We start from the raw sequence: 26,346 nt of genomic DNA on the forward strand, positions 1-26,346 counted from the left end.
TCTTCGGTTGGATTTCACCACTTAGTTACGTAACGGCTTGCCATTTTGAAGCATATGCATCATACGCTCTTGTGTCTTTGGTTCACTAACTAAACTCAAGAATGCTTCACGTTCTAAGTCAAGTAAATATTGCTCGCTTACTTTCGTTCCGTATTTGATCTTGCCACCTGCTAAAACGTGAGCAAGATGACTGGCAATTTTAATATCGTGATCTGATGCATAACCACTTAATTGTAATTGTTTGGCACCAAGCATCATCGTCGCATAGCCTGGTTCACCAACAACTGGGATCTTCTCTTCTTTTGGCGGTTGATAACCAGCTTTATCAAGGGCTAGTACTTTATTTTTCGCATCATAAATTTGATGATCGCCATTAAAGCTAATTGAATCAAAGTCATCTAAAAAGCCATGTTCAACTGCTTCAGCAGCTGATGTTGACGTTTTACCAGTTGCAATTTTTTCAAATACATCATTCGCCACTTTTTGTAAATCCAAGTCAACACCTTCTGGAAAGCCGCGTAACTGATTTAAATAGAACTCTTTGTTACCACCGCCACCAGGAATTAAACCAACACCAGCTTCGACTAAGCCCATGTAAGTTTCTGGTGATGCTTGTTGACCTGCTGCTGGAAGGACGATTTCAGTTCCTCCACCTAATGTCATGCCAAATGGCGCAGCAACAACAGGCTTTTCATTATATTTAATACGCTGCATCGCTTGCTGGAATTGCTTAATCACCATCTCGATTTCAAAGAAGTTAAACTCTTGTGCTTCCATCAAGATCATGGCTAGGTTAGCACCGACGCAGAAATTCTTACCTTGGTTACCAATCACGAGTCCACGGTAATTCTGATTCACTTCATCAAGTGAGTCATTAATCATTTGAATAACGTCCATGCCAATTGAGTTATTCTGTGATGTGAATTCAAGTAACGCGACATCATCACCTAAATCAATTAAACTAGCACCACTATTTTGTTTAATGACACCCTTAGCTTGTTTATGAAGTTTCAAATCAATTTCTTTTTCGTTAACCGCTTTTTCAACGTATTCACCATTATGATAGAAATATAGCTTTCCGTTCTCTGTTTTATAAAACGATTCGAATCCTTGATCAAGCATCGATTTAACCCAAGCTGGTACTGTAGATCCTTCTTCTTCCATGCGTTCGGTCGCTTTTTTAACACCAATCGCATCCCACATTTCAAATGGACCAATTTCCCAACCGAAGCCCCACTTCATCGCATCATCAATCTGTGTGATATCGTCAGCAATATCACCTAGAAGTTCAGCAGAATAGATTAAGGTCGGCTTTGTAATATTCCATACGAGGTCACCAGCACGGTCGCCTTTGGCAGATACAAGTGCTTTCAACTTACGTTTTGGACCTTTTTCTTGTTTCGCTGCCCCAGATGCATCTGTCTTCAGTTTTTGTTGCTCTTGTTCATATTCAAGTGTTTCAGGGTTTAGCTCATAGATCGTACTACCCTTTTTATCTTTATGTTTATAGAAGAAGCCTTTACCTGTCTTCGCTCCAAGCATGCCTTTCTCATTCATTTGTTTCATGAATTCAGGCACTTCAAAGACTTTCTTCTCATCACCTTCTACTTGATCATACACGTTATTGGCAACATGAATGAACGTATCAAGTCCAACAACATCTAATGTTCTAAATGTTGCACTTTTCGGTCGGCCAATCATTGGACCTGTAACTGAATCAACTTCACCGATACTATAGCCACCATTAAGCATTTCTTGTACGGTCACAAGCAGACCATAAGTACCAATACGATTAGCGATAAAGTTTGGTGTATCCTTCGCTTCAACGACACCTTTTCCAAGTACATCTTCACCAAAGCGCTTCATGAAAGCGAGAACGTCTGGATCAGTTTCTTTGTTTGGAATCACTTCAAGTAACTTTAAGTAACGCGGTGGATTAAAGAAGTGCGTCCCTAAAAAGTGTTTTTTGAAATCTTCAGAACGGCCTTCAGCCATCGCATTAATAGAAATCCCTGACGTGTTCGAACTCACAATCGAACCTTCACGGCGATGTTCATCTACTTGAGCATAGACCTTTTGCTTAACCTCTAAATTTTCAACCACGACTTCAATAATCCAGTCAACGTCATTCAACTCTTGCATATGATCCTCAAAGTTACCGACTGAAATTAAATCAAGACTTTTTTCAGTAGTAATTGGAGATGGGTTCTGTTTACGAAGTTTTTTCTTGTTTTCGGTAGCAATCTTATTGCGCGCTTTCGGATTTTGTTTTTCCTCTTCTGATAAATCGTTTGGCACGATATCTAGCATTAGCGTCGGAATACCTAAATTAGCTAAATGCGCCGCAATACCAGCTCCCATAACGCCTGAACCTAAGACTGCAGCACGTTTTATGCTTCCGTTCATGAATGCTCCCCCTATCCGTTTATGTTTTTGAATGAATACTCATTCATTTTAACCTAAATTTTTTTGGATAGATTACTATCCAAAATTTAACCTATTTATACTATAAATTATTTTCAGACATTTCGCAAACATTATTTTGTGAAAATAAATAAAGTAAACCCGACACTTGAAGTTGATGTCAATGCCGGGTTTGGGGTGTTTATTTTTTAACCAGACCTTTAAGAACAAACACTACATTCGCTGGTCTTTCAGCTAATCGACGCATGTTATAACCGAACCAATCACGACCATATGGAACATAGACACGAACATTATAACCTTCCTTAACTAGTTCCTCTCTTAATTCCGCACGCATGCCATATAACATTTGAAATTCGAATTGATCACGTGGAATATTATGCTCATCCGTATACTGTTTCGTAAACTCGATAATCGCATCATCATGTGAGCCAATCGCTGTGAAATGACCATGATCCAAGTGCATTGCGATAACTTTTTTCAAGTTTTCATCAACATCTGTTTTATTCGGATAAGCGACTTCTTCTGATTCTTTATAAGCACCTTTAACAAAGCGGATGTTGGGATTATAAGGATCTAAACGCTCAACGTCACTTACCGTACGATATAAATAGGACTGTAGCACTGTTCCTAGTAAATCATATTCGCGTTTAAGTGTTTCAAAAATCGTTAACGTCTGCTCACAACGCGCATAATCTTCCATATCAATGGTGACGAGCACTTGATGTTTTTCGCCAGCATCTAGAATGCGTCGCATATTATGTAAGACAAGTTTTTCTGATATATCAAGTCCCATTGATGTCATCTTAACTGAGACTTGCGAATCTAGTTTTAATTTATCAATGACTTTTATCGTTTTAATCGTTTCACGTGTACGTTCTTCTGCTTCACTTTCCTCTGTGACATATTCACCTAGGTGATCAAGCGTAACAGCCATACCCTTATTATTTAGTCTACGAATATTTTCAGCTGCATGAGCTAGATCAGGACCAGCAACGAAGCGACTCGCACCAAATTTAAACCCGTATTTCATAGCTAATGATTTTAATAGTTGATTATTTGATAGAAACAAGAAAAATTGACGCATTACTTTTTCCATGACGTTTTCCCCCAGTGTGTCTAACATGATTGTGAAACCGTTTACTATTTTATCATTTTTCAGTCAAAATTTTAATTATTTCTTTTGAAATTTCAAAATTTCCTCTATTAATTAGATTAGTTGTTCAAGTTATTTAATAAATAGGGGCAATTATTTCATAAAATCAAGAAGGCATGAAAAAACCTCGGCATTCGCCGAGGTTTTGGTTGATCTATTTAATTGAGAACATCGTAACCTTGTTCTTCAATTGCTTCTTCCATTTCTTCTTTACCTACTGTATCTTCATCATATGTGACATCAACATTACCAGTGTCTAAATTGACTTCAACAGAAGCAATTCCGTCTAGCTCTTTCAATGCTCCTTGGACTGCTTGTTTACAATGGCCACAAGACATGCCTTGGACTTTCAATGTCATTTCCATTCGTTCATTCATTCCTTCCTTAATAGGTTTGTACCTATTATTACGCATACATATAGAATTTTCAAATAAAAAATATTAAAAATTTAGACGGCTTCATCAATAGCTTTAATCATCGTTTGTTCAATGTCAGCTGCAAACTCTTGGACATCTTTAGAATCAAGATGACTCATTAATGCAGTTGGTCTTGGCATTCCTATTCTTGTCTCGTTATGACTTTCGTAAACGACAACTTTACAAGGTAAGAAATAACTCACTTTCTCTTCCATACTTAGAACATCTCTTGCAGCTTTTGGGTTACATACTTCTAAAATTCGGAATGACTGATCAAAATCGTCAAAGCCTTTATTATGCAAAGTTTCTTTTACATCAAAATCCCAAAGCACACCAAATTGAACGTTCTTCAGTGAAGCTGTTAAGTCATCAATCGTTTCTTCAATTGTTTTGTTTGTCGTTACCGTATAATCAAACATGCAAACCCCTCCATGTATTTTAATCACAGTATTAATCTACCCTAAATAACGTCATTACAAACACGTTTTCTCAAATCGTAATCATTACTATTTACAAATCGTAATCGTTACGATATAATCATAGTTGGCTTATTAAGAATAAAGGAGATTAAGATGATGAGGCGACTATTTATTGCAATGATTATAATCATAACAATTACACTCGTAGCCTGTGGTGAAACCGATGAACAGACTAACGAGAATGGATCTGAACAACTTAATGACAACCAAGTTTCTCCTGATGGAACAGTTGTCACATCTATTTATCCGCTAGAATTTATTGTTTCTGAAATTGCCGGTGAGGCTGTTGACGTTGAAACAGTAATCCCACCAGGTGCTGATGCTCATACGTATGAGCCATCCACGCGTGACATGATTGACTTGACAAACCATGACGCCTTCTTCTACGTCGGAAACGGTTTAGAAGTATTCGCTGAAACTTTAGCAAGCACGGTAGAGGATGAAGGTGTCGAGTCTTATGCCCTAGCAGAACATGAAGATCAGTTATTCGCTAAGACCGCGACGGATCATCATAACGAACAAGACCATGACGACGAACATGAACAACATGATGACAACCACGAAGATAAGCATGAAGATGAAGACAAACATGAAGATAATGATAAAAATGAAGAAGTTCACAATCACGCTCATGAAGACGGTGAACTTGATTTGCATTTTTGGTTAGATCCAGGTCGTATGACACAAGCTGGTGAATTAATTCTTTCGCAACTCAAAGAAATGTATCCAGATCATGCTGACACATTTGATACAAACTATGAATCATTTACCGAACAAATGAATGATCTTGATCAATCATTCAAATCAACTCTAAGTGATCAACAAGTTGATATTTTAGTCGCTCACGAAGCCTTCGGTTACTGGGAGCAAGAATATGGAATTCAACAACATGGAATCCGAGGATTATCTTCTTCGCAAGACCCTTCACAGAAGGAATTACAAGAGCTTTTCAAAACATTGAAAGAACGCAATCTGAACCATGTTATATTAGAAAAGAATCGGGATGACAGTTTAGCTCAGACGATTGCGGATGAATTCGATCTAACAATCTATGAATTACACAGTCTAGGAACCATTACCGAAGATGACATTGAACAAGATAATGATTACGTTGACATTATGCAAAATAACTTAGACGTTTTGAAACAAACAATTAAGTCCGAGTGATTAAATGAGGGGAGGATTCAATATGTCACATTTAATTGAAGTGAATAACGTCACTCATCGCTATGACCACCATAAAGTGTTGGATGATGTTAGTTTTACGATTACCGAAGGCGACTTTGTGGGTTTAGTAGGCCCTAACGGTTCAGGTAAAACGACAATCATTAAATTGATGCTCGGCTTAGAAAAAGTACAAAAAGGATCGATTACAGCTTTCGATAAACCAATCGAAAAGTTTCATAATAAGGGTCATATTAGCTTCGTCTCACAGAAGGCAAACTCATTCAGTCGTGATTTTCCAGCTACAGCAAAAGAAGTTGTCAGCATGGGATTAACGACTAAAGCTAGTATTTGGCGACCGACAACAAAGAAATATGAGTATTTAATTTTCGAAGCACTCGACCGTGTCAATATGTTGGAATACGCTAATCACAATATTGGTGATTTATCAGGCGGTCAACAACAGCGAATCTTTATCGCGAGAGCTATTGTGAACAATCCAAAACTATTAATCTTAGACGAGCCAACGGTTGGTGTTGATACTGAAAATGTTGAGCAATTTTATCAGCTCTTATCACAATTAAACGAGCAACTAGGCATCACATTAATCCTTGTGTCTCACGATATTGGCACGATTACCACTCATGTCAATGACTTACTATGTTTAAATAAATCTGTTCATTATCATGGTAACCCAAATGATTTCGAAGGTATGTCTGATGAACAACGCTCGAAAATCTATGGCCATGCGATGAACACGATTACACATCACCATTAACTTTAGGAGGGGCATTCTTGCTTGACGCTTTACTCAACTTTGAAATATTACGCAACACCTTTTATACAGGCTTAATCGTGGGACTACTTGCCCCTTTATTAGGGACTTTCATTGTCGTACGTCGATTATCACTTATATCAGACGGTTTATCTCACGTTACTTTAGCCGGCATATCATTTGGTTTACTGATGCAAAAAAAATATACCTTGCTCATGTTCACACCGTTTCATACAGGAATATTCTTTTCAGTGCTTGGCGCGGTTGTGATCGAGAATTTACGGCATGTTTATAAGTCCTTTCAAGAGATTGCTATTCCCATCACATTATCTGTTGGGGTTGGACTGAGCGTTGTATTTATTGCTATGGCTGATGGAATTAACACCGATATTTACGCTTATCTATTCGGTTCAGTGGCAGCTGTCAGTCAATCTGATTTGTATGTTGTTTTATTTACAGCAATTTTTGTCTTGATTGTCATTACATTATTATACAAAGAGTTATTTGCTCTATCATTTGACGAAGAATTCGCGACTGTTTCGGGTATTCATGCCAAAATCATTCATTACTTGTTTATCATCATGACCGCACTCGTGATTGCAGCTTCAATTCGAATCGTTGGTGTATTACTGGTTTCAGCACTTATGACTCTACCTGTTGCAACAGCTATGCGACTAGCAAAAAGCTTTAAACAAACACTTATTTTTAGTATTATTTATGGTGAAGTTGCCGTTATTATCGGATTAATTACGGGTTATTATTTTGAAATTCCTCCGGGTGGTACGATCGTGATCACAGCAGCGATTCTACTCGGTTTAACATTACTCATTAAAAAATGGTATTTAGCTTACATCTATAGAGGGTGAGAGGCATGCGACTAAATGAAGCGTTAGAAACATTAAAAAATGAAGGTTATAAATACACGAAAAAACGAGAGGATATTCTATCATTCTTCACTGAAGAAGATGGCTATCGTACCGCGAGTGATCTATTAAATTATATGGCCGATAAATACGATGGTCTTAGCTATGATACAGTTTATCGTAACCTTCACTTATTTCGTGATTTAGACATATTAGAATCGACAGACTTAAACGGAGAAAAACATTTTCGTCTATCATGCGGCCATGATGAGCATCACCATCATTTCATCTGTCATTCATGTGGTAAAACTAAAACAATAAAAGCTTGTCCGATGAATTATATTCAGCAAGATTTTCCGGGTTACACGATCGAAAATCATAAATTTGAAATTTACGGAAAATGCCCAGCATGCCAATAAAAAAGATCGAATTGAGTCTAATAATCTCAATTCGATCTTTTTATTTTTATTCTACACGTCGATTAATATGGCCTTTAATCGCTATATTCATTAAAATACCGAGCAATCCAAACGTAATGAGTAATGAAGAACCGCCATAACTTATAAGAGGCAATGTAATACCTGTAATCGGCATCAACCCAGATACAGCTGCAAGATTAATCATCGCCTGTGTAATAATCTGGAATGTAATACCAAACGCTAATAACCTCCCAAATTGATCCGGAGCCCGTTTAGCTATCAATATACCACGGAACATCAAGAATATGTACAAGCCAATGACAAGTAACACACCGACCATTCCTAATTCTTCAGCAATAACAGACATAATAAAGTCTGTATGAGCTTCTGGCAAGAAACCAGCTTTTTGCACACTGTTTGCAAGCCCTTCTCCTGTCAGTCCCCCGTTCGCTATTGCAATTAAGGAATGAATTAACTGATAACCCTCACCAGACGGATCTGCAAATGGATCCAGGAAAGACGTAAATCGATCTGTTCTATATTCAGATGAAAAAATCAACCCAATCATACTACCAAGCGCAATAATTCCTAGTCCGAATAAATGAATAAGTCGTATCCCAGCAAATAATAATATCATTCCGCATGCCATTATAATCGATGCCGCTGTACCTAAGTCAGGTTGCATTAATATAAATACAAACACTAGACCTAACACTATGAGGGGTGGCAAAACACCTTGTCCAAAGTGATTAAGTTTATTTTGTTTATTGGTATAAACTTTGGCAAAGTAAATGATCATCGTTACTTTTGCTAATTCCGATGGTTGAAATAAAATCGGACCAAAGTTCAACCAACGTGTCGCAAAATTTCGTTCAACTCCTATTCCTGGAATTAATACGAGTAACAATAATATGAGCGTCACGATGATCATTGGTTTAACTAAGCGACCAAGATTGCGATAAGAAAATAAGCTAGCTATAACAAAGACACCTATGCCAATGATCAACCACATGAGTTGGCGATCAAAATAATGTGATGAATCGTTAATATCAGGATTCATCCCTGCATAAATAAAACTAGCACTATAGACCATCACAATTCCGATTACAGCTAAGCTGATAACAGTCGCAAATAGCGGGTAATCAAAATGTTTTAAATGTTGTCTCAACTGCTTCAATACGAACACGCTCCTATATCTACCATCATAACGGAAAACTTACTTCTATGGATAGTAGATTTTAGGACTATTTTGAGATAAATTTTAAGAGAATGATACAAAAATTAATTATACAAAATAAAACCCGAACGAAATCATGAAACTTTGACTTCGCTCAGGTTTTCTGCTTGAATGACGCTACATCAAAACACTTCGCTTGCCGCGGGCACGGCTCGAGCCTCCTCAGCCCAAAAGGCGGGGCTTGCGGGGTCTCGAGACGCGTGCTGTTCCCGCAGGCGTCTACGTGTTTTGATTTCGCTTTATTACTGCTTACCTATAATTATTTCTAACATTCGTCTTTTGTATAGCTGATTATTCTTTTATCTCAACCTCTTTATAAACTAAGATAAAGTTGGTGTTTCGATTTTCTTCACGTCATCTAGATATTCTTCATAACTCATCTCACGGTCAATGACACCTTCATCCGTAATTTCTATAATACGGTTGGCGATTGTTTGAATAAACTGGTGGTCATGTGATGTGAACATAATTGAGCCTTTGAAATTAATTAGGCCTTCGTTTAATGATTGAATCGATTCTAAATCTAAGTGATTCGTCGGATTATCTAATAATAATACGTTCGCTTCACTTAACATCATCCGCGAAAGCATAGCACGAACTTTTTCACCACCCGAAAGCACATTAGCTTTCTTAAATACTTCATCACCAGAGAATAACATTCGACCTAAGAAGCTACGTAAGAATTTTTCACTTTCGTCATGAGGTGAGTAATCACGTAACCACTCGAGTAACGTTTTATTACTCCCTTCGAAGAACGCTGAATTGTCTTTCGGGAAGTACGATTGAGAAGTGGTCACACCCCACTTGAATGAACCCTCATCTGGCTCTAATTCACCCATTAAAATTTGGATTAATGTTGTTTTAGCCACATCGTCACCAAGTAAAACAACTTTGTCATCTTTATTCATACGGAATGTAACGTTATTTAATACTTTTTCACCATTAACCGTTTTTGACAAGTTATTCACTTCTAAAAGATCATTACCAATTTCGCGATCTGGTTTAAACGCAATGTAAGGGTAGCGCCTGGATGATGGTTTAATATCATCAAGCGTGATTTGATCGAGCAACTTCTTACGCGAGGTTGCCTGACGTGACTTTGACGCGTTAGCGCTAAATCGAGCAATAAATTCTTTCAACTCTTTAACTTTTTCTTCTTTTTTCTTATTCTCTTCTTGCGCCATTTTTTGTGCTAATTGGCTAGATTCATACCAGAAATCATAGTTACCTACGTATAAAGTGATTTTCTCAAAGTCTAAATCTGCAATATGCGTACAAACATTATTTAAGAAGTTACGATCGTGAGAAACAACAATAACTGTATTCTCGAAGTTAATCAAAAACTCTTCTAACCAACGAATCGCTTGAATATCAAGTCCGTTTGTTGGCTCATCGAGTAAAAGAACATCTGGATTACCGAATAATGCTTGCGCTAATAAGACTTTTACTTTTTCACTTTCTGGTAAGTCTTTCATTTGTTTATGGTAGTACTCTTCTTTAACTCCTAAACCAGATAATAAAGATGCTGCGTCACCTTCAGCTTCCCAACCACCTAATTCCGCAAATTCACCTTCAAGCTCAGCTGCACGCATACCGTCCTCTTCAGTGAATTCACCTTTTGCATAAATAGCATCTTTTTCTTGCATGACATTATACAATTGTTCGTGTCCCATCATGACAACTTGTAGTACATTCTCTTCTTCATAAGCAAAGTGGTCCTGTTTAAGCATAGCAATACGTGCATCTTTGCCAATCGAAACTTGACCTTCTTGTTGTTCAATTTCACCGGACAATATTTTAAGAAATGTTGATTTACCAGCACCATTCGCACCGATTAATCCGTAACAATTTCCTTTAGTAAATTTTATAGAAACATCTTCAAATAGTTTACGATCTGAAAATCGTAACCCGACATTTGTAACTTGTAACATGACTTTTCCTCCACTTCATAGTTTACCACGTTAAGTATAACACGGATGAAAGCTATTGCCGACCAATTTCCATGATTTTAAACAGATGCCATAATAAAACCCTTCAACTAAGAGCTGAAGGGTTAAGTTTAAGCGATGGTCATTCTCGCTTGATTTGATTTAGAACTTGGTTTTTCATCGTTCTTATGCTTTTGGATGAATGAAATAGCGTATTCATTAAACTGCTGAGATTGATCAATATTACACACATGCCCTGAGTCATCTATAATTTGCAGTGATGCATCTGGGTCACGGTCAGCTGCATACCTAGCACCTTTTAAGAATACGTGGTCCTCATCCCCCATTAAATATAGCTTCGGGATTTGCCTTGGCATCGACAAAAATCGCTTGTGAATACCATTAGCAACAGATAGTAACTCTGTCCATCTAATAAATTCTCGTTGACCTAATTTCGAAGCCTCATTCACAAAGGTTGTCCTAGAATCTTTGTGCTTCTTTTTAGGCATTAAAATGCGAGCAAAGAATTTATATAACAACATATACGGAACGAACGAACGAACTTTATACGCGATTTTAAATAACATGTCAGTCCAGAATTTCCATTTAACAACCGCACCACCCATTGTCATTGATTTGATGCGATTCGGCACCTTATGACCGATCTCAGTCATGACCATTGTACCGAGTGAAATTCCGATTAAATGGACCTTCTTCAAGCTTAAATGATCAAGTACCTCTAAAACTTTGTCTGCGATATTTCGCGTTGTATATTTTACATCTAATGGCTTACTTTTCCCGTGTCCCGGAAAATTAATAAACAAACAATTAAAGTGCTTCTTAAAATGCTTCGCTTGTTTATAGAAAATAGTGTGGTTCCCACCAGCACCATGTAAAAAGACAATCCACTCTTGGCTCGAATCGTGCTGATATATCTTATAATCTAATAACATGAAGTGCCTCCCCAACAACCTAAACATACATTACTCTACTTTATAATTTACCACATATTCACCCAACTGTCATGCAAAGCCGTCTTGGCAATTATGTGACAACCTTCTATATCTTTCCTACTTTAGTTATTATTTATTCTTAATTTTTTGAAAAGATTCACCTTATATGATTATTAAGTGATATTTACGGGTAGAGATGAAATGAATCGAATTTTGCCACAAAATCGTAAACTTTATAAGGAGGGGTTATTTCTCTTACTTATGAACGGTGGTCTCAAAGCAACTCACTAATAAATTTATGAGAGGAGAATAAAAAATGTCAAACTTGAATCAGTCCATGCAGAACATGATGAATGACTTAATCCAAGCTCTACCTAACGTCATTGGAGCACTATTACTATTACTACTGGCATGGATCGTCGCCAGCATTTCCAAAGCTATTATTCAAAAGTTACTCGTAAAGGCGAAAGTTGGTTCAGCATTAGAAAAAACACCAATCGCTGAATCTAAAGAATCAGCAGATCATACATTACATTCAGTTGGTAAGATTGTTTATTATCTAGTATTCATTCTGTTTATTCCAGCCATTCTAAACGCCTTAAATATGGATGGTGTCTCAGAGCCAATCACAAATATGATGAACAAGATCCTTGGGTTTATCCCGAATTTATTAGCAGCAGGAATCATATTAATAGTTGGTTATTTTGTCGCTAAATTAGTCAAAGAAATCGTTCTTAAGTTCTTACAAAGTCTAAAAGTTGATGAATGGTTTAACAAAGTGAATCCAAACAAGGATGACCAATCTTTAGAAGAAAACCAGGACAGCTTAGCTAATGTCTTAGCGAACATTCTATTCATCGTTATTCTGATTCCTATTATTACCGTGGCACTTGAAGCACTCGAAATTTCATCTGTATCAGATCCAATTGTGATGGTATTAGATCAAGTACTTGCTTTAGTACCAAATATTTTAGTTGCGATCATCTTATTGATTGCAGGTTATTATATTGCATCACTCGTTAGTTCATTACTAACAAACTTGTTAAATGGCACGGGTATCAACAATATCTACAGTTCATTCGGCATTGATGAAGCCAATAAACCAAACGTAGATCTTGCTAAGATTATTGGTACCACTGTTAAAGTACTAATTGTTCTATTCTTTACAGTTGAGGCATTTAATGTCCTTCAACTAGAAGTCTTAAACGAGATTGGTTCCGCGATCATTACGTACTTGCCGTTCTTAATTAGCGCTCTCGCTATTCTTGGAGTTGGCTTGTTCGTCGCAAACCTACTAGCCAATCTCATGATGAAATATTCAAGCAGCAAGCTATCTGCAACACTCGTGAAATATACGGTGATTGTGTTTGCGGTCTTCATGACGCTCGATCAATTACAATTTGCTCCTAGCATCGTGAACCTTGCATTCATGCTCATCCTTGGTTCACTAGCTGTTGCGTTCGCCATTTCATTTGGTATTGGCGGCCGTGATTTTGCCAAGAAACAACTTGAGAAGTTAGATGAGAAAATGAATAATAAAGAGTAGTACGTTAAATGATAACCAGGACTAGGTCTACCTAGTCCTGGTTTTATTTTGTGATTTCAATTTATGAAATAACTTGTTCAACTTATTTCATAAATCGGTGAACTAATCAAATAAATAAGCGGAGAAATGAAATAAGTTTAGCGACTTATCTCGTTTCTCCGCAAAATATAAAAAAATCGTTTGATGACTAGTCATGTGACGTAACTCATAAAATGTCTTCTTTTAACACCATAAGCTGTCCATTAAATAAAAAGTTCCAAAAACACTGGTATACCAGTGTTTTCTTCATTACAAACTTGCACATTTAAAACTTCAGAAGGTTAAACTAGGTATTAAGAACTATTCAGAAAAGGCATTCACTGTAACTCCGTGACACTTTATGCTTCATAAATTAACGCAGTGACACATTATCCTTCACAGAATAATATACATTATTTAAAACAATAGCCATTCACTTAATTATGTACATCACTTTGTTCAAAATAACGTTTATTCTTTTTAATTTCTTCATATATATTTAGTTCCGAAACATAGTTGTACTTATATGGAACTTTGATTCTAACAGTATTCACATCTACTTCACCGAAATTAATGTATTGTTCATAGGACAAGTCATATATTAATTGCTTCATTTCCTTTACTTTACTTCTTTGATACTCCTTTCTTTTAATCTTAATTGCACGGCATAGCTCTGGAAAATCATAATGAACACTGTGAAAATTATACTTTTGTATAACACTTTTTACTGGAGGAGGATTCTCTTTATCAAGAATTGCTTCAAGTTCAGTTTTTATTTTTGCTTTAATATCTTCAGGGTGTTTTTGATTCTTAATAGCAAACCCTCTTAATTGTTCTACCTTCTGATTATTTAGGTTACACCTCGATGAATCTATAACAAATTCTACAATGTTAATATCTAGCACCCAGCAAATTCGGGATATCATATCAATATTCGGTTTAGACTTTCCTGATATCCAAAAACGAATCGTGGATTTATTTACACTTATTGCTTCACTAAATTCATCATAACTTTCATTAAATAAACCTATATATATTTGATTAATACTATTCAATAAACTATTGTAATTTATCTTATGGTCACCACTTAACATATGATCAATAATAATTCGAATTTGTTCGGACCTAAACATTTCATAGTCATTAACCTTAGGTTTATAATCACTCAATTCACCAACTAAAAATTGATAACATTTTGTACAATATCCTGGCCAATATTTTGATGTCATTATCGGCAATGCGGATTCACAATGTGGGCATAAGCTTTCTAAATAACAATTGTGTTTATGGCAAACACTATAATATTGCACACTCCATATAAATGGTTCAAACACAACTTCATTATCCAACATTTCCTTTAAGCATATTTCACACCACTCTAGCCTTGTTTTCTTCTTTAGAATAAGCATTTCATTATCTTTATAATGTTCTAATCCGAATAACTCTTCATTTTTAGTTAAATTCTTTAGAATCTCAGCCAACTTAATAAACACCTCAGTATGATGCTTATAGACTCTTATTTTGAAATTAGTCTTTTCTTCAAATGTGCTTTCTTCAAAATAAAGCGGAATGATTATGTCATTTACCAAATCAGATGGATATACCTTGTGATAATAAGCTAATCTTCCAAAGTAGCTTTTAAGCGATTCAACACTTGACGTTTCTTTCTCACACAAGTCTAAATGATATAATATAGATCTGTCGTTCTCTGCACTCATATTCCCCACTGTATTTACACTCCATCTACATTATCTCTCACTGGATTACGCTGCCCAGGTTTCTTATTCCCTTTCTTCTTACTCCCTTTGTCTTGATGTTCAAAGGAATATAAATTGCTATACTTTGATTTATTGTCATTCAATAATTGATGTTCATCTTGTCTTATTTCACTTAACAACATTTTTAATGCTTCCGGTTTCATTACGAATTCTTCAAAATCTTTTAAAGCTATATCCTTTTTACTTCCTCTTTGTAGGTAGGAAGAGTAGCCACTATCTAACAAATCCTTTAATATTCCGATTAGCCCACCGCATCTCTCATAAAAGAACATTACTACTTCCTCACTAAATTCTAATCCATTCTCTATGGGCATACGTTTTAGAAATGAATTTAATGTGTTCGCGAATTTTTGATAATCAGTAGGATTTTCACGGTACCGATAAATAACTATCTCTTTAATACGCCTTGATAATTGTGCAGAAGCAGAAGTAAAACTTCTCAGATTATAATTTCCAACCATAACTATTGTTACTTCACTTTCATTAACTATATCTTTTAATACGTCGAGTTGGTTTGCGTGTTGTTCAGCACTTTTCACTTTCCCCAAATGTTGAGTTTCATCTATTATAATTAATTTTACTTTTCTATATTTAATGACATTGATTAAACTTTCTTTGTAATTTGAAACGGACCCTCTTTTTCTTTGGATTAACTTCTTTGTTTCAGGGTCATATTCTTGCTTAACTTTTGAATTAATCAAAGGTTCTTCCCCAGCTTTTAGAAGCCTTCTATATAAAGCTTTCCAATCAAATTTCCCCGTCTCTGGACTTGGAGCATTCACTTTTATAATAGGTATCAAGCCCGGGTCCTCGGACATTGCTTCTTCATTTTTATGAATGTAATCCTCATAAAATTTACTTATTAGATGTGTTTTACCTACGCCTGGAGGCCCCATCAACAAAATGAGAGACCCCTTATTTGAGTTTGCTTTCACTAGTTTTTCTAAATTCGTATAAGCGTCAGTTAAATTAGGGTGACTAACTGATACATCTTGTTCAAAGTATTCTACCTTGTCCTCTATAGGGCTATTTAATAAATCTTGAGGGAAATGTTTAAAAGTCATCGTAAACCTCAACTTCCTTAATATCAAAATCATTATTAACTTCCCCTAAACTTATCGGCTCATCATTACTTTGAACAGTCCCTTTGCCACCTTCGATAACTTCTAAAGAATTTCTTAGTTCTCTATCTCTTAACCTCTGTAAGTTAACTGAATCAATTTGTTCAATCTCCTCAGTTCGCTTAATAAAATCCACTAATTCCATAGTCGTCAATTTCTTGTTTCTCTCCACATTTTGTTGTCTTTTACGTAATTCTTTAGTTATTAAATCAATTTCTTTTTTGGAACGATCCTTGAAAGTAGAGTAATGTCCAGATAATAATTTAATCCAACGTTTATTAACATAAGCATACGCTTCACCAATATTCATTGGGTTATATTTTAACGGCACAATTAATCCTTGAATTGTAGGGATTCGAAAATCCTCATTCCAATAGTAAACACCATTAATTTTAACTCCCTTATTAGGATGTACCTTTCCTTTTTTTCTCGGCGTATATGGCATACTCAATATCTCAAATTGGTCAAAATCAGTGATATGAACTTGGGGGCGAAAACCCGTCAATTTGTTATATTTATTAAACTGCTCATCAGGGGATACACCTAATAATGAATGAACTTTTTTATCATATACATTATAGAAATAGTCATCGAGAATCTCATTCAAGCTGGATAATGTCAGAACAGCATTATTTTTGGGATTAAACGATTTCGTGACTTGTCTTACATCTTTTGTGATTTGGGTGTTTCCTTTAAGATAGTGTAAAAAGTCTGTGTTTGTTACTCCAAATAATCTTTCAACAATATTCCCAAACCTCGATTTAGCTGCTGGCCTAGTTCGTTTTACCACACCATTAACATTTAGTAGTGTTTCAAAACTTATGCTATGGAACTCCTTACCACCGTCAACTACAATAGTTGATGGCAACCTTTTATATTGTTTCACCATTACCCTCAGGGTCATCATACAAGATGAATAACTTGGAGAATCAAAAGAAGTATAATAAGCTAATACTCTTCTTGAAAAGGCATCCATAGCTACTGTAATCCACGGTCTGCCTAAATTCGCTCCAGTTTGTGAACATACCAATTCAACATCCAACTGTGTGTGATCAATATGAACAATTTCAAAAGGTCTGGAACCGTGATTAGACGTTGACTTTTGATCTAAATTCCAATAAAAAGACTCATCTTTATAAGCAGCTTTAGGTCCTTTTCGCTTTAATGTGGTTTCGTATTGGGATTGCTTATTAACATAAGAACAAAAGGTTTTATAGCTAACTTCTTCTAATCCTTTTTCTTTGCATCCTTTTATGAAAGAGTCATAAACAGCCTTTACACTTTTCTGTTTAATGGACTTATATTCATTTTCTATTGTCTCTTGTAAGAATTCCAAGGTGTTTTGGGGTATCTTAACAGTGTGATTCCCTCTGCTGCTTTTACTTGGAATTAATCCTATAAAACCATTACCGTAATTTTCAACCGCTTGGTCATATTTCTCTTTCCAGCGATAAATTGTCCTTTTTGTAACACCTATTTCATCTGGTGTGAAACCTTCCTCTAAATAATTATTAAGTACTTCGTTTCTTTTATTTGCTTCTAAGAGATCTCGTTCATCAGTTGAATTAAGAATGTCTTTTATTACGCTGTTGTTTTTGTCTGATGAATTCTTGACGCCTCTTATATTGCCTTGCTCAATAAGGTGATAAAACTTTTGTATTGGCCAATCAATGATTTCTTCATCTTTAATCCTTTCTAAATAAACATATCCATCATTAATTAATTTGATCTTATAATAATCATTGTCCCAACGAATTTCTTTACCTTCAGACAGATCAAGATGTTCCACTTCTAATCTTTCATCGACATTATGAGATTTTTGCATCTTCTTATTAGCTAACCAGGATATTTTATCAGCAAACAGATAAGCTCTATGTGCGGTTGTGATGTCATCATTATATAAATCAAATACCAATTCACCACTTACTATAAGTTGATAGATATCGTCTGAACTAAACTTCTGGTCCTCGAACTCTAACAATTCCAATACACTAATTCCTGGTTTCGCTCTGACTATTGTTTTTATTGCAAGTTCTAATTCTTCCCATATCATATTGGGATACCTGAAATAGTCTTCTAAAAATAGCATATTGTTTTGAAAAGTCATATTTATTTCTTGATCAGTTCTAACTCTAAAAGCTAATCCTTTTTCTTGTGCAAAGGTTTCACCAGGGATGAAGTGCCATTTTCCGTCTGTGTCCTTTTTATAAAGATTAGGATTCTTTTCAACGATTTTATAAAGCTCTTGTTCAGTTTTCCATTCTTCCCATCCAATAAATTCATCTGAGATAACAAAGAAATCCGGAGTGTATTTACGCTTTGATAGACGACCTCTTTTATCAGTATAAGGGACCATCATTTCATTTGGTTGATCATAGTACTCATAAACTTTGTCGTCATATTCTTTCTCAATGATGGCAGGTAATTCTACCTTATAACTTTCATACTGAATGCTAACCCCCATTTTCTGACTCGGATATGTACCAGAGACATTTTTAACCCCCGCTTGTACTCGTCGTGCCGGCTCAACAGATCGTATATTCGTGTTTATATACTGTACAACTTCCTTATCTATACCTTTTTTATAAGCCCAATTGTCAAAGTCCTGAATCATCACACAGATCTCCTTTCAGTTCACACCCTCAATTTTCAATCGTGTATTATTAAATACACAATTGTATGAAAAAATATCTATTTTCTATGCTATATTCTAATTCAGTTAATTGCAACCATAAATTTTACTTAAATTTCCATATTTTTTGTGCTTTTTTATTTTTAATATTTTTATATAGTTTAACTTTAAATATAAAAAATTATTTTTTATAATTAAAGTTAAAGTTAAAAATATTAAAATAATAGGTGAAGTTATGAAGAATAATTTAGCAAAGTTTAATAAATTAGGGCCTTTACTAAAAGAATTGCGGTACCAAAGTAAACTGACACTTAGAGAACTCTCTAATCTTTCAGGGGTTTCCTATTCTCAAATTTCAAAATTAGAAAAAAACCGAGTACATCCAACTAAAACGTCTTTACTCAAATTAGCTCAAGCTTTGAATGTTGATGTCAATGAGTTTTATAAATACACTATTCATTCTAGTCCTGACATAATGGAAGAACTGAATAACGAAGTTAGCTATGAAGTACTGACAAAATACAATAGAACTTGTCAAATATGTGGTCGAACTGCACCAAATACAGAGATTGTCTCAAGTCTCATAATCCCTTTAGAAGAAGGAGGGAAAATCGACGTCCAAAATGCTGTCGCCTTATGTGATAGTTGTCACAACGGGCGAATTGCTTATATCAATGAGAAAGGCATAGAAGAAGATTTTATCTATAAAAAATACGTTAGTAATACGTAATATCTTCACTCACTAACTTAGTATAAAAATCTTTAACCTTTCTCTCGCGTAAGGTGTTCTCACCAATGATTTCTTCCACAGCAGGAATAGATGGATAAATATCACATTTGACTAAGAAACCAATTACTCTTACTAGTTGTTGTTCCAAATCACGTTGCCGTTTTAATTTCTGATCACTAATGTTTTCTTTCTTTTGAGCCTTTATCTTTTCGGTTAGTTCAGGGAAAGACTTAGTAAGACTTGTTCTATCACGACCTATAATACCTGCTACTTCTGTTAAGCTTAAAGGTATTTGATTAGCAACTACATTCTCTAATAAAACTTCAACAGAGGTTGAATTAATTTTAAGAGAATGAGATTCTTGTGATTTCTTCTCATTCATAATCAAGGTTCTTTTCATTTCAACCTCTTTATTAAGTAACGATTCAATATCAATATTTAAAGAATCGCATATTTTTAATAAAGAACTAAGGTTAGGAACTCTCCTCTCCTTATACCAATCACGATAAGTCGATTCAGGAATTGTAAAATGTTTAGCCGCTCTACCCACCTTTTGATCAAACAATGAGTCAGTCATCTGCTGTATTGATTTGTTTATAAACATATCTTCTAAGTCAACGTCCTTAAATTTAACTAGCCAATTAACTAAGGTTTCTATTTGTTCGGAATGATTAAGATCACTTTCTGATGCATTCTCACTAATTGACTCCTCACCAAGATTGGTTGAACAGCGAGAACAAAAACCGTTGATTGATTTTCTATTTAAATGATACATTTTCTTATTACAATTTGAGCAGTGATCGACTAGAGGAGTATGATGTGTAGTGCACACCTTGTATTCACTAATACTCCAAATTAAAGGTTCATAAATATCTATGCCATTTTTAAACTGCTTCTCTATACACAAAGGACACCAAGCTTTATTCTTTCTGAGCAACCCTTTTATAGAGATTTCACCTTCAAGCTTCAAGAGAGTAGATTTAAACAGATCCCTACGTTGTGTTAACAGTTCAATCACTTTAACAAAATCTTCTGCCATCACACCAGTTCCATTAATAGCATTAGACGATTTAAAAAAACCATCCCCACCATTACTTATAATGTCTTCTAAGTACTTCTTATTAAGAAGAGGTGTAACAACATCATTAACTATATCTCCTACCAATATGTTATGTTTCTGAGCCAATCTTGAAATGTAACTAGACAAGGACTCAACATAAGCACCATCACTGTTGATAGGTTTAAGATTATATAATTTGCTTCTGCTTGAAATCAAAACACCACATCCTATTTGATATCCTTTTTTAATCATTTCCATTTATTTGATTTTTATAAAAAAAGACTGATAAAAGTTCGTGCCGAACTTTTATCAGTCTTTTTTGTCAATATCTATACTATTTTTTAAATCAATCCTGCGTCTTCTAAATCGAGCTTTATTTCACGATATTTTTCTCGTACATTACTATAAAACCTTTTCTGCATTACACCTTGGAAATCAGAAAACACCTCCGTATTTTCGCCATCTTTCAATAAAATACAAACGTTATTTCTGCCTAACTTTGCAGAAAACCAGCCTAGCTCGAAAACTACATTAGGCCTAGCTTGTAAATAGCTTTTTCCATTATTTTCTACAACATCATCTGGCGTGAAAATCGCAAAGGCATATGAACAGTCATTAGCATAATGCTCAAACTTATTAATAAGCGAGACCGCACCTTTATCCGGCAAATCATTTAATATATATGGTGTAAGCTTAAAGTCTTTACTTAGTATTGATTCCAACTCTCTTGCTTTACCCTCATCGTGCCCGTGTATAATAAAAACATTTTTTGTCTTAATCGTACTTTGAGAGACTCCCTGATTGCTTTCGTTCATCAAACTCACCTCAACATCAACAAGGTACGAATAAGTTAGCGTTCTAATAGAATCTAGGACACTCTGATAACTTCTAATAATTTCTTCGTACTTTAAGTCCCAATTATCTTTTTTTTGTTTTTCGTGGTATAGATCCAAACTATGGAGACCTTCTGGTATCATATTATTTTCTTTTGCTTCTCTAGTCTCTTGGATTATTTTCTCAATATCTGTGTAATGCAAAATAAAAGTACAGAAGTTTGCAACTAAAAAGTACACAACACTGCAATCAAAAAAAAAGACTTGCCAGCCCAATCAAATACCACTACTGTTATTGGTGTCGAATCAATTAAACAGTGGAGGTTGAAAGGAATGCTGGCAATGTCTGAAATTAATTGTATCAAAGTTTTACGAAATCAAAAATCAAAATCCGTCAATTCAATCGCTGAAATGCTTGGTATTAATTGGCGTACAGCTAAAAAGTACGCCGATAAGGATTGGGTGCCTCAAGAAAACGTGCAACCCAAACAAGGCATGATGCATGAAGAAGGATGGGGTGAGATCGTATCGGATTGGCTTATAGAAGATTATAAACTACCTTACAAAAAGCGTCGTACGAATAAAGCTATTTTTGCACAATTACAAGCCATTGGCTTTGAAGGCTCATATCGTACCGTTTGCCATTTTATTAAAGACTGGCGTGAAGGAAAGATCAACGATGATTCCACGAAGGATAAGGGGTACGAAAGGTTACAACATCCTCCAGGTGAAGCGCAAGTTGATTTTGGCTTGTTAGAAGCTGTTAAAGATGGTCAATATGTCGATGTTCATGGTTTGTCCCTTAGTTTACCTTATAGCAACGCAACTTTTTGTGTTCCGTTACCAAGTGAAAACCAAGAATGTTTCTTAAAAGGGCTAGAAACTATTTTTAAACAAATGGGAGCCGTTCCTAGAGTGCTAAGAATTGATAATTTAAAAGCAGCTGTTATTAAACCTAGGGGACGCCATCAGGAAGTTGAATTCACCCATGAACTCCATCAATTTTCAGCATATTATGGTTGTGAGATTCAAGCTTGTAATCCCTATAGTGGCCATGAAAAAGGTCATGTCGAAAATAAAGTTGGTTATATTCGATATAATTTCACAACACCTGCACCTGTCATGACGTCATATGAACAACTCACAGACTGGTTGGAGGACCAACTGACACAAGATCGCCAACGCCAACATTATGTAAAACAACAAACAATTGAAGACCTTTATCAAGATGAACATCAACACATGCTTCATCTTCCTGATCAAGATTATCCGATATTTAAAGAAAAATGGGTGAAAGCTAATAAATATGGGGAAATTGTGGTCGACCAAGTCAAAGTACATGTACCTAAGAGCTATAATTTTGGACAAGTTCGATTAGTGCTTTATTGGGATCAATTTAAAGTCACATCTCCTAACGGAGAGATCCTTATGAAAGATGTTAGACCGTATATGCATAAAAGAAGACAAATTCCTTGGCAAGGTATTCTATCCTCTTGGCTGGATAAGCCAAGAGCCATAGAGTATTCACGTTACCAACCATACTTGCCGGTTCGAATATTTGAATATATCCGGATTGAGGATCATCGTTTAAGAAAAGAAAGGCTGCGTTGGTTGATTCATCAATTGGCCCAACATGATATGGAACAAATTAATGATCAATTTTATGACTTAATAGATAACGATCTACAACCTGAACACGACGACCATCCATATGATGTTGACTGGAGCCTTTATGATCAAAACATTCCAAGGGGTGAGTCAACATGACGCGGGATATTAAAGCCATGTGCAAGTCACTAAGATTAGCGTATGTAGCAGACGTTTATGAATCAATACCATTTGAAACAAAAGAGCAATTTTTAAAAGAGCTATTTGAAAAGGAATTCGCTTTAAGGGAGGAAGCCAGAGCGGACCGCTTAATGAAGAAGGCGAAGTTCTTACATGTTAAAGAACTGGATGATTATCATTGGGGAAGCCATATCCATTTTCCTCAACAATTAGATAAAGATGAACTGATTTCCCTCAGTTTTATCAAACGCGTCGAAAATGTCATCTTAACAGGAGCACCAGGAACAGGTAAAACCCATCTAGCAACAGCGTTAGGCCGGGAGGCTTGTCGAAATGGTTTTGAGGTCCGATTCTTCCGTGTTTCAGATCTCGTTGATCAATTAGATAGAGCGTGGCAAGACGGAAAATTACGAAACTTTAGGAACAAGTTTAAAACGGTTGATTTAATCGTATTAGATGAAATGGGATACATTCCATTCGGAAAAGAAGGAGCAGAGCTGTTATTTCAACTCATCTCTGAGTGGTATGAACAAAAAAGCTTAATGATCACGTCCAATTTAGAATTTAGTCAATGGAACCGGATATTTTCAGATTCACGTTTAACAGCTGCCTTAGTGGATCGCGTGATCCACCATGCGCATGTACTAAACTTCACTGGAGATAGCTTTAGAGTGAAGCACGCACTATCTAATCAAGAATAGCGAAAAAGGGCTGGCAATCTTATGTATTTTTGATTGCAAAACTATGTATTTTTCTCTTGCAAAATACAATATCTGCAACCGAGGCACCTATTAGTTGCTCTTCTTTACTTTGGTCGAGGTAATGTGCTTTTCTATTACTAATATAATCCTCAATGATTTGCTTCCATTCTTGTTGTGGTTCTTTTAGAGTACTGTTACTCAAAAAATCAATTTTTAGTTTCCTGAGTTCTTCAGTATTCGAGTGAAAGACGGTTTCTAACCTCAACCTAACAAAACCTTTATAATCATTTATTAAGCGTGCAACTCTAGTGCACTTTTGAACTGCCAACGATACAGGTATTCTTTCAGTATCAAGGTCATCGAGTGTTTCTTGCACTAACTTTTTTGCTTCCATTCTAGTTCTACTCCCATCACATCAATAATTTAAATTAAATTTACTAATACACAATTAAGAGAAATCTTTCCTATGATCTAATTATTTTTATACAAAGAGCATACATCGGTTTATAACACAGTAATAATATTCACCTTTTAATAACTATTCTCAAAGCAATTTTTATACTTATATAAATAAACCCCTATCACTCATTATATTTCCCTCTTTCTTTGGAGTAATCATTCTCAACCCGTTTAATAATTTCGAAATAGAGATCATATAACATATCTATTTCCTGCTGTTCAAGCCCCAGTGCTTCTGCCTTCTCCCCCATATAATCAATTTCTAACACTTTATCAACGATGCTAAAATCAAATAAATGAAGATTTTCATATAGGACCTTTCTATTTCCTTCCTCATATTTTTTCCAGTCAAATTCTTTATTTTCTCCCATATGTACGGGAGACTCTAAGGGACTACTCTCACCCTCAATCTTTAGAATCTCATTGTATGCAATTATCTTTTGTCTTCTGTCCTTACTTTTCTCTAACCTTTTTTGATGAGCAGACTGGGCTAGATAAGAAACAAACCCACCTATAACAACACCTATCAAAGGTAATATTGCCTGTAGTATTTGCACATAACCCCCTCCTTTTCAACTAATTTTACTATAAACAGATTAAATATCCTATATCCCATAACTAGTTACACACTTTAGACTACTATTTTATATAAATAATAGCTCAAACGCCGCCAATAATATTACAGTAACTCAGTAAAGCTTAATGGTTTATTGACTTAAGTTTTTGTCATCGGCTCAGTTAAAGCTTTTTGTTGATATTTGATTAATTAGAGCAATTGTTCTTTGAATGAGTCAAATAAATTGAGGTAGTAACAGTGAGAGCCGTTGATATTGTAAATGATATTCAATAACTTAATTCCGCAGAGAAACATCGGTTAAAAGAATATTTAATCAATGCTCTTACTGCTTCTTCAATGACTGATGATTTCCTTGAGGAGTTTGTAGAATGCATAAACAAAGAAGGGTATTAATGCCCCGACTGTGAATCAGAACACGTCGTTCGTTTTGGTAAGTATAAGACGTTTGTTGAGGGAGATGGAATGACAAAGCAGCGTTTTTGTTGTAAATCTTGTCAAAAGACATTCGCTACCCTTACTAACACCATTCTATACCGCACTCGCCATTTAGATAAATGGATGAAGTTCATAGAATGTATGATTGAAGGCTACTCTTTGAGAAAATCAGCATCACTGATTAAGGATGTTACGTACATCACTTTATTCTACTGGAGACATAAGTTATTTACGTCTCTCAAACAAATAGAAGTATCAACGTCTCAAGGTATCATCGAAATGGATGAGACCTATTTCTTGTACTCTGAAACAGTTAGAAAGAATATCAAAGGACGGAAATCACGTAAGCGTGGTGGTTCCGCAAAGAAACGTGGTGTAAGCAATGAACAAGTTTGTGTGTTAGTTGCCAGAGACCGTGACAAATTAACTTATTCACGTACATTAGGAATGGGTAGATTAACAAAAGAACAATTAAACAATGCTATCGGACATAAGATATCTAAAGATAATACTCTGTGTACCGATTCTTGGAGTGCCTTTAAAACGTATGCAACTGAAAAAGGTATGGACATTTATCAATTCAAACCAGATGGGAAAGTTCGAACCAAAGGGCTGTATCACATTCAGAACGTTAATAACTACCATCGACGACTAAAAGGTTGGATACAGCGTTTCAATGGCGTGGCAACGAAGTATTTGGATAATTACTTAGCGTGGTTCCAAACCTTAGAAAGTATTAAGCATTTACGAAATGAAGTTACAATTAATGACTTTATCATTTCTGGGAATTTAATCCCAAATATTGAAACTTATGATACAATTAGATTATCTGAATTCACTGAATAAAGTAATAA

At 35.4% G+C, this 26,346-nt stretch carries 22 protein-coding genes and 1 pseudogene; 9 read left to right on the forward strand and 14 right to left on the reverse strand.

Annotated features, from left to right (window positions below; all coding sequences use genetic code 11):
• Positions 1 to 21: 21 nt before the first annotated feature.
• The 4 genes from ACKXGF_RS11025 to ACKXGF_RS11040 form a co-directional block, all read right to left on the reverse strand.
• Positions 22 to 2,406, reverse strand: a complete 2,385-nt coding sequence (locus ACKXGF_RS11025) for a 3-hydroxyacyl-CoA dehydrogenase NAD-binding domain-containing protein (RefSeq protein ID WP_411953772.1) — start codon at positions 2,404 to 2,406, stop codon at positions 22 to 24.
• A gap of 199 nt (positions 2,407 to 2,605) precedes the next feature.
• On the reverse strand, positions 2,606 to 3,523 hold the full coding sequence (locus ACKXGF_RS11030; protein WP_411953773.1) for a proline dehydrogenase family protein: 918 nt from the start codon (positions 3,521 to 3,523) through the stop codon (positions 2,606 to 2,608).
• 215 nt (positions 3,524 to 3,738) lie between these two features.
• On the reverse strand, positions 3,739 to 3,945 hold the full coding sequence (gene copZ, locus ACKXGF_RS11035) for a copper chaperone CopZ (RefSeq protein ID WP_411955582.1): 207 nt from the start codon (positions 3,943 to 3,945) through the stop codon (positions 3,739 to 3,741).
• Positions 3,946 to 4,028: 83 nt separating this feature from the next.
• Positions 4,029 to 4,415, reverse strand: a complete 387-nt coding sequence (locus ACKXGF_RS11040; RefSeq protein WP_411953774.1) for a DUF302 domain-containing protein — start codon at positions 4,413 to 4,415, stop codon at positions 4,029 to 4,031.
• Positions 4,416 to 4,571: 156 nt separating this feature from the next.
• Between ACKXGF_RS11040 and ACKXGF_RS11045 the strand changes: the two genes are divergently transcribed.
• The 4 genes from ACKXGF_RS11045 to ACKXGF_RS11060 are packed head-to-tail and all read left to right on the forward strand — an operon-like array spanning position 4,572 to position 7,696.
• Positions 4,572 to 5,642 carry a metal ABC transporter substrate-binding protein gene (locus ACKXGF_RS11045; protein WP_411953775.1) on the forward strand — a complete coding sequence of 357 codons (1,071 nt, stop codon included), beginning with the start codon at positions 4,572 to 4,574 and terminating at the stop codon, positions 5,640 to 5,642.
• A gap of 22 nt (positions 5,643 to 5,664) precedes the next feature.
• Complete coding sequence (locus ACKXGF_RS11050) at positions 5,665 to 6,417, forward strand: metal ABC transporter ATP-binding protein (RefSeq protein ID WP_167262320.1); 753 nt, start codon at positions 5,665 to 5,667, stop codon at positions 6,415 to 6,417.
• A 17-nt stretch (positions 6,418 to 6,434) separates the two neighbouring features.
• Positions 6,435 to 7,280, forward strand: coding sequence for a metal ABC transporter permease (locus ACKXGF_RS11055; protein WP_411953776.1), 846 nt, complete (start codon positions 6,435 to 6,437; stop codon positions 7,278 to 7,280).
• A gap of 5 nt (positions 7,281 to 7,285) precedes the next feature.
• Positions 7,286 to 7,696, forward strand: a complete 411-nt coding sequence (locus ACKXGF_RS11060; protein ID WP_167262322.1) for a Fur family transcriptional regulator — start codon at positions 7,286 to 7,288, stop codon at positions 7,694 to 7,696.
• Between the two features lie 46 nt (positions 7,697 to 7,742).
• On the opposite strand, the gene ftsW is transcribed toward ACKXGF_RS11060, so the two are convergent.
• From ftsW to ACKXGF_RS11075, 3 genes are all read right to left on the reverse strand, one after another.
• Positions 7,743 to 8,882, reverse strand: coding sequence for a putative lipid II flippase FtsW (ftsW, locus tag ACKXGF_RS11065; RefSeq protein WP_411953777.1), 1,140 nt, complete (start codon positions 8,880 to 8,882; stop codon positions 7,743 to 7,745).
• Positions 8,883 to 9,253: 371 nt separating this feature from the next.
• Positions 9,254 to 10,864 (reverse strand): ABC-F family ATP-binding cassette domain-containing protein, encoded by a 1,611-nt coding sequence (locus tag ACKXGF_RS11070; RefSeq protein ID WP_411953778.1) that lies wholly within the window; start codon positions 10,862 to 10,864, stop codon positions 9,254 to 9,256.
• Between the two features lie 128 nt (positions 10,865 to 10,992).
• On the reverse strand, positions 10,993 to 11,814 hold the full coding sequence (locus ACKXGF_RS11075) for an alpha/beta fold hydrolase (protein ID WP_411953779.1): 822 nt from the start codon (positions 11,812 to 11,814) through the stop codon (positions 10,993 to 10,995).
• A gap of 316 nt (positions 11,815 to 12,130) precedes the next feature.
• Here ACKXGF_RS11075 and ACKXGF_RS11080 point away from each other — a divergent pair, with 316 nt between their 5' ends.
• A complete protein-coding gene (locus ACKXGF_RS11080; RefSeq protein WP_411953780.1) occupies positions 12,131 to 13,360 on the forward strand; it encodes a mechanosensitive ion channel in 1,230 nt (409 codons plus the stop codon).
• Positions 13,361 to 13,815: 455 nt separating this feature from the next.
• Here ACKXGF_RS11080 and ACKXGF_RS11085 read toward each other — a convergent pair whose 3' ends face one another.
• The 3 genes from ACKXGF_RS11085 to ACKXGF_RS11095 are packed head-to-tail and all read right to left on the reverse strand — an operon-like array spanning position 13,816 to position 18,891.
• Complete coding sequence (locus ACKXGF_RS11085) at positions 13,816 to 15,096, reverse strand: TniQ family protein (RefSeq protein ID WP_411955583.1); 1,281 nt, start codon at positions 15,094 to 15,096, stop codon at positions 13,816 to 13,818.
• Between the two features lie 14 nt (positions 15,097 to 15,110).
• Positions 15,111 to 16,220, reverse strand: a complete 1,110-nt coding sequence (locus ACKXGF_RS11090) for a TniB family NTP-binding protein (RefSeq protein ID WP_411953781.1) — start codon at positions 16,218 to 16,220, stop codon at positions 15,111 to 15,113.
• Positions 16,210 to 18,891: a TnsA endonuclease N-terminal domain-containing protein gene (locus ACKXGF_RS11095; RefSeq protein ID WP_411953782.1), complete on the reverse strand. Its 2,682-nt coding sequence runs from the start codon at positions 18,889 to 18,891 to the stop codon at positions 16,210 to 16,212. Before ACKXGF_RS11095 ends, ACKXGF_RS11090 begins: the two co-directional genes overlap by 11 nt.
• Positions 18,892 to 19,144: 253 nt before the next feature.
• Between ACKXGF_RS11095 and ACKXGF_RS11100 the strand changes: the two genes are divergently transcribed.
• Positions 19,145 to 19,639 (forward strand): helix-turn-helix domain-containing protein, encoded by a 495-nt coding sequence (locus tag ACKXGF_RS11100; protein ID WP_411953783.1) that lies wholly within the window; start codon positions 19,145 to 19,147, stop codon positions 19,637 to 19,639.
• Here ACKXGF_RS11100 and ACKXGF_RS11105 read toward each other — a convergent pair.
• Together ACKXGF_RS11105 and ACKXGF_RS11110 are read right to left on the reverse strand one after the other, a co-directional pair.
• Positions 19,626 to 20,957 (reverse strand): TniQ family protein, encoded by a 1,332-nt coding sequence (locus ACKXGF_RS11105; RefSeq protein WP_411953784.1) that lies wholly within the window; start codon positions 20,955 to 20,957, stop codon positions 19,626 to 19,628. The two genes, ACKXGF_RS11100 and ACKXGF_RS11105, sit on opposite strands and share 14 nt — an antisense overlap.
• Positions 20,958 to 21,040: 83 nt before the next feature.
• Entirely contained in the window at positions 21,041 to 21,808 is a 768-nt protein-coding gene (locus tag ACKXGF_RS11110) for a TIR domain-containing protein (protein WP_411953785.1), read from the reverse strand.
• On the opposite strand from ACKXGF_RS11110, the gene istA reads away from it, so the two are divergent.
• Entirely contained in the window at positions 21,797 to 23,299 is a 1,503-nt protein-coding gene (gene istA / locus ACKXGF_RS11115; protein WP_411953786.1) for an IS21 family transposase, read from the forward strand. The genes ACKXGF_RS11110 and istA overlap by 12 nt on opposite strands.
• Positions 23,296 to 24,021, forward strand: coding sequence for an IS21-like element helper ATPase IstB (gene istB / locus ACKXGF_RS11120; RefSeq protein ID WP_411953787.1), 726 nt, complete (start codon positions 23,296 to 23,298; stop codon positions 24,019 to 24,021). The genes istA and istB overlap by 4 nt, the downstream gene beginning before the upstream one ends.
• 19 nt (positions 24,022 to 24,040) lie before the next feature.
• Here the strand turns inward: istB and ACKXGF_RS11125 are convergent, their stop codons facing one another.
• Together ACKXGF_RS11125 and ACKXGF_RS11130 are read right to left on the reverse strand one after the other, a co-directional pair.
• Positions 24,041 to 24,415 carry a hypothetical protein gene (locus ACKXGF_RS11125; protein WP_411953788.1) on the reverse strand — a complete coding sequence of 125 codons (375 nt, stop codon included), beginning with the start codon at positions 24,413 to 24,415 and terminating at the stop codon, positions 24,041 to 24,043.
• Positions 24,416 to 24,602: 187 nt separating this feature from the next.
• On the reverse strand, positions 24,603 to 25,037 hold the full coding sequence (locus tag ACKXGF_RS11130; protein ID WP_411953789.1) for a hypothetical protein: 435 nt from the start codon (positions 25,035 to 25,037) through the stop codon (positions 24,603 to 24,605).
• 257 nt (positions 25,038 to 25,294) lie between these two features.
• On the opposite strand from ACKXGF_RS11130, the pseudogene ACKXGF_RS11135 reads away from it, so the two are divergent.
• Positions 25,295 to 26,338 (forward strand): annotated as a pseudogene (locus ACKXGF_RS11135) (IS1595 family transposase).
• The last annotated feature ends 8 nt before the right edge of the window (positions 26,339 to 26,346 follow it).

Origin of the sequence: Alkalibacillus sp. S2W (genome assembly GCF_046764385.1) — a bacterium.
Lineage (GTDB): Bacteria > Bacillota > Bacilli > Bacillales > Alkalibacillaceae > Alkalibacillus > Alkalibacillus almallahensis.